Below are 14,869 nucleotides of genomic sequence, written 5' to 3'. Positions count from 1 at the left end.
TCCTTTCAGGTTATACGGCCGCGTCCTGCTTTTCGGAGAGCGGGACGATGACGGTACGGTTGATGCGGGCCATGAAAACGAGGCTCAGCGCAAGGCTGACCACCTCCGCGATGATGAAGGCCCACCAGACCATGTTCACCTCGCCGGTGCGGCTCAGCAGCCATGCAGCGGGGATGAGCACCACCAGCTGACGGCAGATGGAGACGGTCAGGCTGAACACGCCGTTGCCCAGCGCCTGGAACACCGAGCTCAGCACGATGCCGGCACCCGCCAGCAGGAAGTGGGGGCAGATGATGCGCAGCGCCGGGACGCCGATGGCCAGCATGGCGTCGCTGGCGGCGAAGAGACCCAGCAGCTTATCCGGCAGGAACTGGAAGATGCAGAAGCCCACCAGCATGATGCACTCGGCATAGAAGACTGCGAGGCGGATGGTCTTTTTGACCCGCTCCGGCTTCCGTGCGCCGTAGTTGTAGCTGATGATGGGGACCATGCCGTTGTTCATGCCGAAGATGGGCATGAACACGAAGCTCTGCAGCTTGAAGTAGACGCCGAAGACGGCGACAGCCGTGGCCGAGAAGGCCATCAGGATCTGATTCATGAAGAAGGTCATCACGCTGCCCACGCACTGCATGGCGATGCTGGGCAGGCCGACGGTGTAGATGCGGCCGATGGCCTTGGCGCTGGGCCGGAAGCCCCGGAAGCTGATCTGGATGTCGGGGTTCTTATTGAGATTAAAGTACAGCGTCATGCCCGCGCCGCAGAACTGGCCGATGACGGTGGCCGCGGCAGCGCCGGTGGTGCCGGACAGGGCCTCGCCGCAGTAGCCGAAGATGAAGATGGGGTCGAGAACGATGTTCACGACAGCGCCCACCAGCTGGCTTATCATGCTCAGATGGGTGCGGCCGGTGGCGGCCAGCAGCTTCTCGCCCATGGTCTGGGTAAAGAGGCCGAGGCTGAGCACGCAGCAGAGCTGCAGATACTGGATGCCCTGCCGGGCGATGTCCATGTCCGAAGTCTGTGCGTAGAAGTAGGGTTTCATGCAGGTGAGGCCGATGACGAGGAAGACGGCGTAACTGCACAGGGACAGGAAGATGCCGTTCTCGGCGGTCTTATTGGCCCGTTCCTGGTTCTTTTCGCCGAGGCTTTTGGACAGCAGGGCGTTGACGCCCACGCCGGTGCCGACGCCCACGGCGATCATGACGTTCTGCAAAGAGAACGCCAGCGAAACGGCGGTCAGGGCGCTCTCGCTGACGTGGGACACGAAAATCGAGTCCACCACGTTGTAGAGGGCCTGCACCAGCATGGATACCATCATCGGCACGCTGAGCTTGATGAGCAGAGGATTGATGTCCATGGTACCCATGATGTTTTCCCGCTCACCGGCGGGAGAGGATAAGGGTTGCTTGTTTTCCACGATTTCTCCTTTTGATGTTGATAACTTGGGGATGCAGAGTTCTTCTATGCCGCAAACGTGGGCAGAGCGCAAAAGCACCCCACCCACGCAGCATCATTATTTATTTTGCCCTTTCCGGGGCGGCGGGCATCAGCCCTCCATGGCCTTCTCCTTGGCCTCTGCGGCGGCAAGGATCATCTTCACGCAGGCGTCATGGCCCAGTGCGGCGTTGATGGCGAGGTCATAGTTGTGGGCATCGCCCCAGCGGTTCTGGGTGTAGTAGTTGTAGTAGGCGGCACGGTTGCGGTCGGTCTTGTCGATCTCGTCCTTGATGCCCTTTTCGTCCTTGGCCTGCAGCATGTTGTTCTCCTTGCCGTAAGCCAGACGCCACTCCTTGGGGGCGTAGACGAAGATGCGCAGCACGTCCTTGCGGTCGCGCAGGACATAGTCGCCGCAGCGGCCCACGATGACGCAGGGGCCTTCGTCGGCCAGCTGCTTGATGATGCGGCTCTGCAGGATGAAGACCTGGTCGCCCAGCGGAAGGTCATTGCCCATCGTATACAGGCTGTACAGCAGGCTGTGGGTGTGCCGCTTCTCGCTGGCGGCCACGGCCTCCTCGGACAGTCCGGAATTCTTGGCGGCCATCGTGATCAGTTCCTTGTCGTAGAGCTTGATGCCCAGTGCGCGTGCCACGTCCTTGGCGATGTAGCGTCCGCCGGTGCAGTACTCACGGCCCAAAGTGATGATCGTCTTTGCCATAATATGTTCCTCCCATGTTGATGATTTATCCCAAAAAGCTCTTGGCTGTGCTGCCTCTCAGGAGACAGAAGGCGCGGTGCTTTGGTTTGCTTCCGATAGCGGCAGCGCGGGCGGCGGAGGCGCAGGCAGGCGCACCTCTGCAAACTGCATGGTGCCGGTATGGTCCACGATGTAAACGCTGCACCGCCCGCCTGCGGCGGTCTGCTCGGGCGGGAAACGGAAGCCGCCGGTCCGTGTCCGCTCCATCCGCCGGAAGGTGCGGTGGGCTGTGGTGGCGTGGGCTACTCCGTCGTGGGGGCTGCAGGCCGCCCAGCCGGAAAATTCGGCCGGGAGCAGCCGCCGCTGGCCTTTCTGGGCCAGATACCAGCAGTCATCCTCGGCACTGTACACAAAGTCGCAGGAGACCCGCCGGGGGCGGTTGGCCTCGGTGTCCCGGGGCTTGGGGCGGAGAGCGATGGCCCGCCCGGTGAAGTAGCGGGCAAAATCCGTCACCGCCATCGTGCAGTTCACGGCCCCGTCGCTGTCGGCGGTGGGGTCGTTGAGCAGGACATAATCGGCGAGGACCGCGTCGTCGTGGCCGAAGCCCCGCAGACCCATCCAGACCCCGATGGGGTCCCGCTGGCCCCGGATGCGGCGCTCGATGCGCACGGCCACAGAACAGCCGTCGTGTATCTGCTCCCGCAGGTCCTGCAGGTCCATCCACGCCTGCCAGCAGGGAAAACCGCAGCAGCCCGCTGCCGCAGCGGCGAAAGCGCCGTTGCTGGTGCTGCCGGTGGTCTTGTCTTCCATGACGTAGGCCACCTCTTCGGGCAGGATGTCCTCGCCCCAGCGGTTCATCAGGGCCGCCATCACCAGCGGCAGGTCCATGTCCCGGCCAAAGCTGGGGTCATGGGCCGAGAGGCAGTATTCCGGTAAGTACAGGCGGCGGTTGATGGGGTGGCCGCTCTGCTTATCCCACGCAAGGGGGCGGACCGCCGCCGCCAGCAGCCGGAGCGCCGGGGTGACTTTATCGTCGTTGGTCGAAAGATTGACCTGAAGCTGGACGCCGGTGCCGCCGCCGGGCAGCGCCACCGTCACGGTGTCGCCCATCAGGAAGATGAGGCCGTCGTCGCTGTGGGTGCTGATGCTGGCCCGGGGGTAATCCGGCGCCCACTTGCCAAAGCTCATCCAGCCCGTCCAGCTGCCGCCTGCGTAGACGCGGCAGCGCACCTCCACCATCGTGTTCTGGGGCGCATGGGCGTTCCAGCTGACGTTCAGGTTGCAGAAGGCCGGCATGGCGAACTCGGGCGTCGTGTAGCTGCCGTATTGCAGGTACCGCCCGGCCACGCTGTCCAGCACGACGCTGCCGTTGTCCAGCGCTACATTATCGAGCTGTCCGCGGGAAAATGTCTCCGTGCCCTGCAGCACCAGATTGTTCCGCTGTTCCATTGCACGCATCCCCTTTCCGCGTCGATGTGTCGTTTATTCCTCGTCGTCGCTGCGCTCCTCGGCCATCTCAGCTTCATATTCGGCGTCGTGGAGCCTGCGGATGTTCTCCTCGATGTGGAACACCCGGTCAAGGTCGCCGTAGACGATCTGGCTGGTGATCTCCACCTGGAACCAGAAGCCGAACACCAGCATGAGCAGCAGGCCCAGCGGCATACAGAGGATGACGAGGCCCCAGAACAGTACCGTCACGAGAGACGCAGCCAGTGCGTGGGGCAGGAAAGCGATCATGCAGTTGACGCTGTTCTTGAGCGTCTGGCCGAAAGGCTGGTCCAGCAGGACCACCTGGGGCCACATGTAGGAGAACAGCATGTGGAAGATGACGAGGTTGAGCACCGTGGCCACCCACATGCCTACGCCGACGTTGGTACCGTGGTAGAGCAGGTTGAAGCAGAAGTACACGAGGAAGACCTGCACCGTGACCACGACGCAGTAGAGCACGCCCGGCAGGATGCTGGCTTTGAAGTTCTGCTTGAAAGCCTTGCGGTAGGTGGTCCACCAGTAACCGGCCTCATCGCGCAGAGCGCGCAGGACGGTGTCGTACATGCCTGCCAGCACCGGACCGGCCAGGATGCCGCCCACGGCGGCACTGAGCACCATGACGGGCAGACTGTTCATCAGGAAGCCGATGTACACCAGACAGATGACGGGCAGAAAGCCCAGACAGGTGAGCAGGTTTGCAAGGAACATCCCGCTCATATCCCGGCCCACCAGTTCGAAGAAGCGGCCTACGCCGGTCTTGCGGGGGGCGTCCTTTTCGACGCCCGGCCCGGACTTGAAATCGTTTGCAGAAGGGAACAGACTCATGTTGTGTGAATATCCTCTCTCGCTGTCCCGAAAGACGGCTTACATTGCACAGCACGGTTTTGGCAGGAAACGCCATTGTGCTGGCTTTCTGATTATAAATATACCCGGATTTTGTGGATTTTGCAAGCCGCAAAGCCCTTTAAATGTAAAAAAAGTATTTCCTCTCCCTTTTTGGGGCGGAGTGTGATACAATAGAAACGGCTTTTTGAGCCAGAAGGAGGTATCGCTCTGTGAGCATTTTCCGCACCATTGCGTTATTCGTTTATCTGTTCGGGTACATGATCGTCCATTACAGCGTGCTGTGCAAAGCCGAGCGTGCGCTGGCCGCAGGCGACACCGAGATGGTGCGCCAGCTGGTAAAAAAGCACATCCCCCATTGGAGCAAAGGCATCCTGAACGTCACCGGCGTCCGGCTCAGCGTCGAGGGACTGGACAACATCCCGAAGGATGGCCCCTGCGTCTTTGTGGCGAACCACCGCAGTTATTATGACATTCCGCTGCTGCTGGCCGGCCTCGATGAGCCCTATGGCATCCTCGCCAAGGAAGAGCTGGGAAAAATTCCTCTGCTCAACCGCTGGATGAAGCTGCTGGGCTGCGTTTTCGTCCAGCGCGACGATGTCCGCGCCTCGGTGCGCGCGTTGAACGACGCCACCGCCATCGTGGAGAGCGGCCGGAGCTTCATCATCTTCCCCGAAGGCACCCGCTACAAGGGCGAAGAGGGCGGTGCCGGTGAGTTCAAGGCCGGTGCCTTCCGCATCGCGGTCAAGACCGGCGCGCCGGTGGTGCCGGTGGCCATCTCCGGCGCACGGGGCCTGTTCGAGGCCCACGGCAACCGTGCCACCCCCGGCACGGTATACGTCCGGGTGCTGCCGCCCATCCAGACGGCAGGCATGAGCCGGGCCGAGCAGAAGCAGCTGCCCGACGCCGTCCGCCAGACCATTCTGGCAGAGCTTTAAGACTTTGGAGGACACTGCCTCATGGCAAGCTACCGTTACGAGCGCGACATCGACCCGAAAGACATTGCCCCCCGCAAGGAAAGACAGTACACCCGCAAGGAGCGCTGGGCCAACTGGTGGGACTATAACCTGAAATGGGTCATCATCATCGGCATCGCCGCGGCCTTTGCGGCCTACAACTTCATCGGACAGTATTTTTTCGTCACCAAGCCCGATTATAACGTGGCCGTGGTGGCCCCCTACTATCTGCCCGAGGACACCGTGAACGCTTTGCAGGATGCACTGGCCGCCTACGGCGAAGACCGCAACGGCGACGGCAAGGTGGTCGTGACCCTCAACGTCTACACCCTCGACTACTCCGACACGGAGACCCAGACCGAGAGCGCTGCCTACCTGACCATGGCCGGAACTACCAAGCTGGCCGCCGACGTACAGGGCGGCCTCAGCTCTGTCTTTCTGCTCTGGGACCCGGCGGGCTTTGAGGAGAGCACCGGCTCGCTGCGGTATCTCGACGGCACTCTGCCCGCCGCCGACAGCGACGAGGACTGGTGGAACATGGTGTACAAGTGGGACGACTGCCCGGTCCTGGCTGGCCTCGACCTCGGTGACTACGGCCCCGACACCACCCAGAGCAGGAGTGGTTCTAGTCAGGAGTATATGTCCCAGTTCTATGTGGGAATGCGGGGCGCGTGGAACAGCGGCACTGCGGATAACCTCGCCGGAGGCGAAGAATTCTGGCAGAAGCTGACCGAAGGCGCTGTCTCCACGACAGCCCCGGAGGACTGAGCCATGCGGTACCGTGTTCTCTCCAGGGGGAAGGCAAAGCATCTCAGCATCCCTGAAAAGCCTGCCAAAAAAACTGCATCTCTGAAGGCTGCCGACCTCGACAACCCCTATGGCCGGGTGTTCGGCACCCCCCGCAGCAGGGAAGACCTGCGCAAATAAGCAAGAACGCCCTCTCCGTCATTGCCGGAGGGGGCGTTCTTTGTTTATCGGCCAAAGAGCCGCTGCGTTTCCTGCAAAAAGAAGCGGGCCGGGGTGGAGGGCGTGACGTTCTGGGGATAGACGACACAGAAGGTCCAGGACGCTTCATATTTGTCTTCCAGATAGAAATAAGCGAGCTCTTTCTGTACATTGAAAAGGGGGATATAGCTTTCCGGCGCAAAGGTGATGCCGAGGTCGTTGGACGCAAAGCAGAGGGCGCTCTGGACGCTGCTGGTCTCCAGCCGGATCTTCGGCACGATGCCTGCATGGCGGAGGATGCGGTCGGAGATCTGCCGGACGCGCTGCTGCGGGTGGGCGAGGATGAACTGCTGCTCTGCGGCCAGCGCTGGGTCGAGAAAGAGGTGCGCAAAGCCGGGTTTGGAGTAGGCTTTGCGGGTGAGGGGATTGTCTTTCGCCATCGCTATGACATAGCGGTCGTCGCTGACGCGGGTATAGCCTGCGTGCTCGCAGAGCAGAGGCAGATGCATGAGGGCCAGATCCAGCTCGTTGTTGTCGATGAGCTTTTCCAGCGTGAGGGAAGTCCCCTCTGTGATGGCAAGCTGGATGTTCGGATAGCGGTTCTGGAAAGAAAAAAGCACCTCGGGCAGAACGATGGAACCGATATGGGGAGAAGTCCCGAGGCGGAGGATGCCTTTGCGCTCGGCCTGTATCTCGCACAGCTCCTGGTCGAAGCTGCGGCCCAGCGCGATGGACTGACGGGCAAACTCGATGTATTTCTGGCCCGCGTAGGTGGGGACGAGCCCCCGCTTGGTGCGCTCGAAAAGCTGGGTCTGAAGCTGTGTTTCCAGCCGTGTGAGGAAAATGCTGAGCGCAGGCTGGGTGATATAGAGCTTTTCGGCGGCTTTCGAGAGGCTTTTTTCCTGATAGATGGTCAGAACATATTCAAAATCTCGGTATTCCATGAGACAGCTCCATTCTGCCAGAGAGGGCGTTGCGTCGCTTTTATCATAGCGCAAAACGGGAAAAATGAAAAGCAGAACTGGCCGGTGCTCTGCATCGGCCAGTTCCGGGAAGAGGAAGGAGCGAGAATGCGTTTCAGACGACGATGGTGCCGATGAGGCAGCCGAAGACGATCATGATGAGGCCGATGATCCAGTGGGGGAGGAAGTTGGTCTTCATGACGTCCTTCAGGGACATACCGGACACAGCCAGACCGAGGTAGGTGGAGGCGATGACCGGAGCCATCGTGAAGCAGGAGTCGGCGCCGACGCCGAACGCGATGGCGACGCTGGTGGCCGGGATGCCATAGTTGCCGCAGACCTCGATCAGCACGGGCAGGATGCCGTAGTACAGCGGGTCAGGAGAGACGGCCAGACCGATGAAGCCGCCCAGGAAGGCGAAGACGAGATGCAGATGCTTGGCCAGTGCGGCGGGCAGGATGTTGGTGATGAACTCTGCCATGGCGACGATCATGCCGGTGTTGTTCAGGATGCCGACCATGACACCGGCGGCCAGAACGGTGGCGACCAGAGAGATGGCTTTGGGAGCGTGTGCGGCGAGACGGGCTTCCTGCTCTTTGGGGTCAGGGAAGTTGACGACGAGGGCGAACACGCAGCCCAGCATGAAGATGAAGTAGTTGGGAAGCTTAGTGGTGAAGAGGAGCACGAAGACGACGACAGTCAGCAGGACGTTGTACCAGAGCAGCTTGGGGCGAAGGAGCTTTGCGGCGGCTTCGTCCACGACGTCGATCTTACCGGCACCGCGCTTGACTTCGACACGGGCCATGATGACGGCCAGACCGACACAGCAGACGAGGCCGCAGATCTGCAGAGGCAGATACATATGCCACAGCTCGTTGGAATCCATTGCCAGTGTGATGGACTGACGATTGAGCACGCCGCCCCAGGGCACGAGGTTCATGACGGTGATGGTGGCCGTGCAGACCATCATGATGGTGCTGATGCGGATGTTCAGCTTTTTGCACAGGGGAGCCATTGCGGGGATGACGATGAGGTAGGTCGTGGGGCTGTTGCCGTCCAGATGGCCCAGGATGGAGACGAGGACGACGACCAGAAGGATGCCCAACACCCGGCCGTTGGCGATCTTGATGAGCTTTTTGACCAGCTTATCAAACATACCGACATCGGTCATGATGCCAAAGTAGGTGATGACGAAGACGAACAGGGCGGCCATGCCCCAGGTGGTGGAGACGCCGGATTTGATGTAATCGGTGATGTCTGCGATGCCGAAGCCGTTGATGAGTGCACCGATGATGGGAAGGACGACGAAGAGGGTCACGGGGATGGCCTTTCCCTTCAGCAGGAAGTACATCAGCAGGCCTATCATGACGAAACCTGTGAGCGCGAGCAGCATTGTTTTTTCCTCCTTTTTCGTGTGGTGTTTTTATTTTTGGCGGAAGAGCGCGTCGGCTTTCCGCACAAAGTCAGCGAGACAGGCGTTGAACTTTTCCGCCTCGTACAGAAACATCAGGTGGCCGCTCTTGTAGAACTTGTGGACCTCACTGTAGCCCCGCACTTCGGCAGCAAAGCGGTCTACCATGTCCAGACCGTAGGCTTTGGACTGTGCGCCGAATACGGCGTAAGGAACGGTAATCTTTTTCAGATTGCTGAAATTATCGGTCAGGCAGAAGTCGTAGTGCAGTTCCAGCGCCGTCCAGGGCATCGTCTTTTTGCACTCGGCCTCGAACCAGGCCCGGATCTCATCGTCCATTCCCTCCGCACAGGAAACGCGGGCGATGAATTTGTCGTAGAAGAGCTTGGGGTCGTAGTAAAGAGGCAGGTAGGTGTCGAACCAGTTCTGCAGGTTATAGTCACGGCCGCGGTGGTGGTTCCAGTCGGCGTCCGAGAACGGATACAGCGAGCCGTCCATCGTCACGAGGCCGTTGAGCTTGTACTGCTCAAATTCGGCTGCATAGCTGACAACGATGGAGGAGGCCAGCGACCAGCCCAACAGGACGACGTGCTCCAGACCGAGATGGTCGATGAGCTCCTTGATGTCCTGCGCATTGCGGCGGATGGTGTTGCCCTGGCAGGTCTTGGAGGAGTTGCCCTGTCCGCGGGGGTCCATCGTGATGACGCGGAACTCTTTGGAGAGGACCTCAGCGTTTTTTTCGAAAAATTTGGTGGTGCATAAAAATCCGGGGACCATCACGATAGGAAGCCCGGAACCTCGGTCTTCGAAATAAATGTGGATGCCGTCCGAGGTGGTGAAAAAATTATCTGCGGTGATTTTCACTGAAATTGCCTCCTTTCCGTTGACAATTTCATTATAACTTGCCACAGTATAAAGTCAAATTTATGATTTTTATGTCAGATATTAGCGCAGAGTAATAGGAGGGCGCAGGGCATAAAACACAGCGCAGGCCCCGGAAACAGGAGGGTCTCCCTGTTGCAATCTCTTCGCGTTGACGGCCCTGGATTTGAAATATTATCTACCCTCAAAGAGAGCCGGGCTTGTTGTTTCCTTGTCCGGGTTATGGTATACTTACTAAGTATCATCACTGTAAGAACTGAAATTTTACCCAAAGGATGTGGAAAGATGGACACACTGGAACAAGCCCGCGCCGAGATCGACGCGGTGGACGCGCAGCTGGCCGCCCTGTTTGAGCGGCGGATGGCCGCTGTGCTCAGCGTCGCCCAATACAAACAGGCCCACGGCCTGCCGATCTTTGACGCCGCGCGGGAGGCGGTGGTGCTGGAAAAGGCTGCGGCCCGCATCCAGAACGCTGCCCTCCGGCTTTACTATAAAGACCATGTCCAGAACATGATGGATGTCGCCAAGCAGTACGAAGCCGAGGTGCTGGGCCAGAACCGCGCCGCCTATCAGGGCGTGGAAGGCGCTTTCGCCCACATCGCGCTGCGGGCGCTCTTCCCCCACGCGGAGGCCGTCAGCTGCCCGACGTGGGACGAGGTGTTCGATGCCGTCAGCCGGGGCGACACCGCCCACGGCGTTGTGCCGTTTGAAAACAGCCACGCAGGCGATGTCTCCGCTGTCCTCGACTTGTGCTACAACCACCCCGAGCTGTGGGTGGTGGACGTCTACGACCTGCCTATCTCCCAGAACCTGCTCGTCCTGCCCGGCACCCAGCTGGCCCAGCTCAAGCACGTTTACAGCCATCAGCAGGCCATCGCCCAGAGTGAGACGTTCTTAAAGCAGTTCCATCTGCCCGCCACGGCCATGCCCAACACGGCCATGGCCGCAAAGTTCGTAGCCGAGTCGGGCGACCCGTCCAAAGCTGCCATCGCCAGCGCCGAGACAGCCGCCCTCTACGGGCTGGAAGTCCTCGTCCCCAGCATCAACACCGACGGCGACAACACCACCCGCTTCATCGTCCTCAGCCGCGAAAAGCCCACCGCGGGCAACCGCTTCTCGCTGCTGTTCACACTGGACAACAAACCCGGCAAGCTGGCTGAGGTCATCCAGGTCATCGGCCGCTTCGGCTACGACATGGAGTCCATCAAGAGCCGTCCGCTGCCCCATGTCCCCTTTGATTATTATTTTTACGTCGAGCTGGTGGGCGACCCCTCCGCCGACGAGACCGCCGCGCTGCTGCGTGAGCTGGACCATACCTGCCGCACGGTGCGGCTGTTAGGAGTGTATACAAAATGAGTGGATTTATCGGCACCAAGCTCACCATGAATCTGGGTGAGCGCAGCTATGACATCATCCTGAAAAACGGCGCACTGGAAAATCTGTACCAGTTTGCCCGCCTCGACCGCCGGGTGGCGGTGGTGACGGACGCAGGCGTTCCCGCCGAGTACGCACAGCGTGTGGCCGACCAGTGCCGCGACGCGAAGATCATCACCGTGCCGCAGGGCGAGGCCAGCAAGAGCATGAAGATCCTCGAAAGCGTCCTGCGCCAGATGCTGGAGTTCAACATGGGCCGCGGCGACCTCGTCATCGCCGTGGGCGGCGGCGTCGTGGGCGATCTGGCGGGTTTTGCCGCTTCCATCTATATGCGCGGCATCGACTTCATCAACTGCCCCACCACCACCCTCTCGATGATCGATTCCTCCATCGGCGGCAAGACCGCTGTGGATCTGGGGGAGACGAAGAACATCGTCGGTTCCTTCTGGCAGCCCAAGCTGGTCATCGTAGACCCCAGCACCCTCGCCACCCTGCCCCGCCGCCAGTACATCAACGGTCTGGCCGAGTCGGTGAAGGCCAGCCTGCTGGCCGACCCGGAACTGTTCGCCATCTTTGAAAAGGGCGACATCGACGAGCAGATCGGCGAAATTATTTACCGCAGCCTCCGTTTCAAAAAGAGCATCGTTGAGCAGGACGAGACGGAGCATGGGGTGCGCAAGGCCCTCAATTTCGGCCACACCATCGGCCACGGCATCGAGGCCGTCAAGGGCGTCAAGGGGCGCCGCACCGTGGGCCTCTACCACGGCGAGTGCGTGGCTCTGGGGATGCTGCCGATGATCGAGTCCAAGGCACTGCAGAAGCGCGTCCGTGCGGTCTACCGCCGTCTGGGCCTGCCCCTGCGTACCGCCTACAACAAGGACAAGGTCTACGCCGAGATGCTCCACGACAAAAAGGCACAGGGCGGCCAGATCACCGTCATCAAGGTGCCGGGCCTGGGCTGCTGGCGCGCGGAGACCATCCCGGTGGAGGGTCTGCGCCCCCTGCTGGGCATGGAGGACTAAAGCCATGAAAAACACCTTTGGCAGCGCATTGGCGCTGACCATCTTCGGCGAGAGCCACGGCAGGGCCATCGGCGGTGTGCTGGACGGCATGGCCGCTGGTGTGCCGGTGGATGAGGAATTCATTGCCGCCTGCATGGATAAGCGCCGCGCCCGTGGCGACGGGCTTTCGACGCCCCGCGTGGAGGCTGATAACGTACAGCTGCTCTCCGGCGTCGTGAACGGTCACACCACCGGCACGGCCATCGCCCTGATGATCGAGAACCAGAACACCCGCAGCGGCGACTACGCCAAGACGGCTGACCTTCTCCGCCCAGGCCACGCGGACTATACCGCCTACGCCAAATACCACGGCTTTCAGGACGCCCGGGGCGGTGGACACTTTTCGGGCCGCATCACTGCCGCGCTGGTGGCAGGCGGTGCCATCGTGCTGGGTGCGCTGAACCGCGCCGGCATCGACATCACCACCCACATCGCCCGCTGTGCCGGCATTTCCGATACGCCCTTTGCGCTGGACGATGCCGCCGCACTGGCCGCTCAGGTGAGCGTGCTGGAAAGCAGGGACGAGGGCTTCGCCCTGCTGGATGCTTCTGTCGAAGAGCCGATGAAAACGGCCATCCGTGCCGCCGGTTCGGAGGGCGACAGCGTGGGCGGCATCCTTGAAACAGCCATTCTCGGCCTGCCCGCCGGTGTGGGCGAGCCGTATTTTGACAGCGTGGAGAGCCTTATTTCCCACATGGCGTTTTCGGTGCCTGCCGTGAAGGGCATTGAGTTCGGCACCGGCTTCGGCTTCGCCGACCTGAAAGGCTCTGAGGTCAACGATGCCTTCCGCATGAAGGGCGATTCGGTGGTCACGGCCACCAACCACAACGCGGGCATCAACGGCGGCATCACCAACGGAATGCCTGTCGTCTTCCGCACCGCTGTCAAGCCGACGCCCAGCATCTACAAAGAGCAGGAGACGGTGGATTACATTGCAAAGCAGGATGCGCCCCTCTCCATTCAGGGCCGTCATGACCCCTGCATCGTGCCTCGGGCCGCCATCGTCCAGACCTGCGCCGCCGCGCTGGCTGTGGGCGATTTGATGACCGCCCGCTACGGCACCGCATGGATGGAGCGGCCCACCGGCTACCGCAGGGAGGGACTGTGATGGAATACGGACTCATCGGCTCGAAACTGGGCCATTCCTACTCGAAGATCATCCATGAGATGCTCTGCGGCTACCACTACGACCTCTGCCCGCTTCCCACCGAAGAGGAAGCCCGGGCTTTCCTGACCAGGAGGCAGTTCAAGGCCATCAATGTCACCATCCCCTATAAGCGGCTGGTGATGGAATACTGCACCTACATCGACCCCCGTGCCAAGGCCATCGGAGCGGTGAACACTGTGGTCAACAAGAACGGCCTGCTCTACGGCTACAACACCGATCATCTCGGCTTTGCCCACCTGTGCGACGCCCACGGCGTCGATTTTGCGGGCAAAACCGTCCTCATCCTCGGCACCGGCGGCACCCACAACACCACCAGCGCCGTCGCCCGCGACAAGGGTGCGGCCAGAGTGCTCACCGTCAGCCGGACGCCGGACGCCGCCAAAGGCCAGCTCTCCTATGAAGAAGCCGTTGCCAGCGGCGCACAGATCGTCATCAACACCACCCCCGCCGGAATGTACCCCAACGTGGGCGTGTGCAGTCTGGACGTGGCAAAAATGCCCGGGCTGGAAGCTGTGCTGGACGTGGTGTATAACCCCGATAAGACGGAGCTCATCCTCCGGGCCGAGGAGGCCGGGGTCCCGGTGGCTGTGGGCGGCCTCGAGATGCTGGTGGCGCAGGCCGTGTATGCCGCCGAATACTTCCTCAGCCGGAAGTTCGACGACGCGGCAGGGGAGATCGGCCGCATCACTGCCGCACTCCGCCGTGATATGCTCAACGTGGCCCTCATCGGAATGCCCTCCAGCGGAAAATCCACGGTGGGCCGTGCATTGGCCGAGAGGCTGGGCAAAAAGTTCATCGACCTCGACGAGGAGATCGTCAAGGCCGATGGCCGCAGCATCCCCGACATCTTTGCCGCCGAGGGCGAGGACGGCTTCCGTGCGAAGGAAGCCGCCCAGACCGCCCGCTTTGCCAAAGAGGGCCGACAGCTGCTCTCCTGCGGCGGCGGCATCATCAAGCGGGGCGAGAATCTGCGGGCGCTGCATCAGAACGGCGTCGTGCTCTTCCTCGACCGGCCCCTGGATGCGCTGACGGTGGGCGGCGGACGTCCGCTCTCGTCCAGCACCGAGGCGCTGAAAAAGATGGAGGCGGAGCGCCGCCCCCTGTATCTCGCGGCGGCAGACGCCGTTATCCCGAACAGCGGCACGGTGGAGGACGCCGTGACCGCCGCAATGGAGGCACTGGATGAAATTTTTAGTCATTAACGGCCCCAACCTCAACATGATGCACTTCACCGAGCCGGGTGTGGCCGGTCAACTGGATTATAACGGTCTGCTGGATTACCTCGAGCTGTGCTGCACCCAGATGGGCATGGAAGTGGAATTTTTCCAGTCCAACCACGAGGGCGACCTCATCGACGAGATCCAGTCTGCCGCAGGCCGGGCCGACGGCATCATCCTGAACCCGGGCGGCTACGCCCACTACAGCGTCGCCATCCTCGACGCGCTGCGCCTCTGCGGCGTGCCTGCCGTGGAAGTGCTGCTCAGCGAGCCCGACGAGCACGAGCCCTTCCGCAAGACGGACATCGTCTCGTTCGGCTGTCAGGGCCACTTCATCGGCGAGGGCATCAACGGCTATCTCCACGCTGCCGCCTATCTGGCCCAGCTGCTGCGGCTGGACGGCAGTGCGCACACCCATTTAGTGATGTAAA

The 14,869-nt window shown here is 61.2% G+C and carries 15 protein-coding genes; 8 read left to right on the top strand and 7 right to left on the bottom strand.

The features are described from left to right. Positions 1-10 precede the first annotated feature (10 nt). The 4 genes from F3G95_RS04295 to F3G95_RS04280 all read right to left on the bottom strand — a co-directional run bounded on the left by F3G95_RS04295 (position 11) and on the right by F3G95_RS04280 (position 4,444). Positions 11-1,414, bottom strand: coding sequence for an MATE family efflux transporter (locus F3G95_RS04295; protein ID WP_149793969.1), 1,404 nt, complete (start codon positions 1,412-1,414; stop codon positions 11-13). A gap of 129 nt (positions 1,415-1,543) precedes the next feature. Then, positions 1,544-2,152, bottom strand: coding sequence for a cytidylate kinase-like family protein (locus F3G95_RS04290; RefSeq protein ID WP_149793968.1), 609 nt, complete (start codon positions 2,150-2,152; stop codon positions 1,544-1,546). Between the two features lie 57 nt (positions 2,153-2,209). After that, positions 2,210-3,580 carry a hypothetical protein gene (locus F3G95_RS04285; RefSeq protein WP_149793967.1) on the bottom strand — a complete coding sequence of 457 codons (1,371 nt, stop codon included), beginning with the start codon at positions 3,578-3,580 and terminating at the stop codon, positions 2,210-2,212. A 33-nt stretch (positions 3,581-3,613) separates the two neighbouring features. Then, the gene (locus F3G95_RS04280) at positions 3,614-4,444 is read right to left on the bottom strand and encodes a DUF624 domain-containing protein (RefSeq protein WP_149793966.1); all 831 of its coding nucleotides are present in this window, start codon (positions 4,442-4,444) and stop codon (positions 3,614-3,616) included. A gap of 230 nt (positions 4,445-4,674) precedes the next feature. On the opposite strand from F3G95_RS04280, the gene F3G95_RS04275 reads away from it, so the two are divergent. From F3G95_RS04275 to F3G95_RS13735, 3 genes are read left to right on the top strand one after another with little or no spacing between them, the layout of a single operon-like run. After that, the gene (locus F3G95_RS04275) at positions 4,675-5,400 is read left to right on the top strand and encodes a lysophospholipid acyltransferase family protein (protein ID WP_149793965.1); all 726 of its coding nucleotides are present in this window, start codon (positions 4,675-4,677) and stop codon (positions 5,398-5,400) included. Between the two features lie 21 nt (positions 5,401-5,421). After that, positions 5,422-6,186 (top strand): hypothetical protein, encoded by a 765-nt coding sequence (locus F3G95_RS04270; RefSeq protein WP_149793964.1) that lies wholly within the window; start codon positions 5,422-5,424, stop codon positions 6,184-6,186. Between the two features lie 3 nt (positions 6,187-6,189). Continuing rightward, positions 6,190-6,345 (top strand): hypothetical protein, encoded by a 156-nt coding sequence (locus F3G95_RS13735; protein ID WP_188117507.1) that lies wholly within the window; start codon positions 6,190-6,192, stop codon positions 6,343-6,345. Between the two features lie 44 nt (positions 6,346-6,389). On the opposite strand, the gene F3G95_RS04265 is transcribed toward F3G95_RS13735, so the two are convergent. From F3G95_RS04265 to F3G95_RS04255, 3 genes are all read right to left on the bottom strand, one after another. Further along, positions 6,390-7,307 carry a LysR family transcriptional regulator gene (locus F3G95_RS04265; protein WP_149793963.1) on the bottom strand — a complete coding sequence of 306 codons (918 nt, stop codon included), beginning with the start codon at positions 7,305-7,307 and terminating at the stop codon, positions 6,390-6,392. 133 nt (positions 7,308-7,440) lie between these two features. After that, on the bottom strand, positions 7,441-8,718 hold the full coding sequence (locus tag F3G95_RS04260) for a citrate:proton symporter (protein ID WP_149793962.1): 1,278 nt from the start codon (positions 8,716-8,718) through the stop codon (positions 7,441-7,443). A gap of 30 nt (positions 8,719-8,748) precedes the next feature. After that, a complete protein-coding gene (locus F3G95_RS04255) occupies positions 8,749-9,600 on the bottom strand; it encodes an alpha/beta hydrolase (RefSeq protein WP_149793961.1) in 852 nt (283 codons plus the stop codon). Positions 9,601-9,903: 303 nt separating this feature from the next. Between F3G95_RS04255 and F3G95_RS04250 the strand changes: the two genes are divergently transcribed. From F3G95_RS04250 to F3G95_RS04230, 5 genes are read left to right on the top strand one after another with little or no spacing between them, the layout of a single operon-like run. After that, positions 9,904-10,974, top strand: coding sequence for a chorismate mutase (locus F3G95_RS04250; protein ID WP_149793960.1), 1,071 nt, complete (start codon positions 9,904-9,906; stop codon positions 10,972-10,974). Continuing rightward, a complete protein-coding gene (gene aroB, locus F3G95_RS04245; protein WP_149793959.1) occupies positions 10,971-12,014 on the top strand; it encodes a 3-dehydroquinate synthase in 1,044 nt (347 codons plus the stop codon). The genes F3G95_RS04250 and aroB overlap by 4 nt, the downstream gene beginning before the upstream one ends. 4 nt (positions 12,015-12,018) lie before the next feature. After that, a complete protein-coding gene (aroC, locus tag F3G95_RS04240; protein WP_149793958.1) occupies positions 12,019-13,161 on the top strand; it encodes a chorismate synthase in 1,143 nt (380 codons plus the stop codon). Beyond that, positions 13,161-14,423, top strand: coding sequence for a shikimate kinase (locus F3G95_RS04235; RefSeq protein ID WP_149793957.1), 1,263 nt, complete (start codon positions 13,161-13,163; stop codon positions 14,421-14,423). Before aroC ends, F3G95_RS04235 begins: the two co-directional genes overlap by 1 nt. Beyond that, the gene (locus F3G95_RS04230) at positions 14,404-14,868 is read left to right on the top strand and encodes a type II 3-dehydroquinate dehydratase (RefSeq protein WP_149793956.1); all 465 of its coding nucleotides are present in this window, start codon (positions 14,404-14,406) and stop codon (positions 14,866-14,868) included. Before F3G95_RS04235 ends, F3G95_RS04230 begins: the two co-directional genes overlap by 20 nt. Position 14,869 lies beyond the last annotated feature (1 nt).

Source organism: Faecalibacterium sp. Marseille-P9312, assembly GCF_902497445.1.
Classification (GTDB): domain Bacteria; phylum Bacillota; class Clostridia; order Oscillospirales; family Ruminococcaceae; genus Faecalibacterium; species Faecalibacterium longum.
The sequence above is the reverse complement of the archived record's forward strand: the minus strand, read 5'-3'. Positions and strand labels throughout refer to the sequence as shown.

Excerpts from the sequence above, each read along its gene's own strand:
- F3G95_RS04290 (WP_149793968.1), bottom strand. The coding sequence starts at position 2,152 with ATGGCAAAGACGATCATCACTTTGGGCCGTGAGTACTGCACCGGCGGA.
- F3G95_RS04285 (WP_149793967.1), bottom strand. The coding sequence starts at position 3,580 with ATGGAACAGCGGAACAATCTGGTGCTGCAGGGCACGGAGACATTTTCC.
- F3G95_RS04280 (WP_149793966.1), bottom strand. The coding sequence starts at position 4,444 with ATGAGTCTGTTCCCTTCTGCAAACGATTTCAAGTCCGGGCCGGGCGTC.
- F3G95_RS04270 (WP_149793964.1), top strand. The coding sequence starts at position 5,422 with ATGGCAAGCTACCGTTACGAGCGCGACATCGACCCGAAAGACATTGCC.
- F3G95_RS13735 (WP_188117507.1), top strand. The coding sequence starts at position 6,190 with ATGCGGTACCGTGTTCTCTCCAGGGGGAAGGCAAAGCATCTCAGCATC.
- F3G95_RS04265 (WP_149793963.1), bottom strand. The coding sequence starts at position 7,307 with ATGGAATACCGAGATTTTGAATATGTTCTGACCATCTATCAGGAAAAA.
- F3G95_RS04260 (WP_149793962.1), bottom strand. The coding sequence starts at position 8,718 with ATGCTGCTCGCGCTCACAGGTTTCGTCATGATAGGCCTGCTGATGTAC.
- F3G95_RS04250 (WP_149793960.1), top strand. The coding sequence starts at position 9,904 with ATGGACACACTGGAACAAGCCCGCGCCGAGATCGACGCGGTGGACGCG.
- aroB (WP_149793959.1), top strand. The coding sequence starts at position 10,971 with ATGAGTGGATTTATCGGCACCAAGCTCACCATGAATCTGGGTGAGCGC.
- aroC (WP_149793958.1), top strand. The coding sequence starts at position 12,019 with ATGAAAAACACCTTTGGCAGCGCATTGGCGCTGACCATCTTCGGCGAG.
- F3G95_RS04235 (WP_149793957.1), top strand. The coding sequence starts at position 13,161 with ATGGAATACGGACTCATCGGCTCGAAACTGGGCCATTCCTACTCGAAG.
- F3G95_RS04230 (WP_149793956.1), top strand. The coding sequence starts at position 14,404 with ATGAAATTTTTAGTCATTAACGGCCCCAACCTCAACATGATGCACTTC.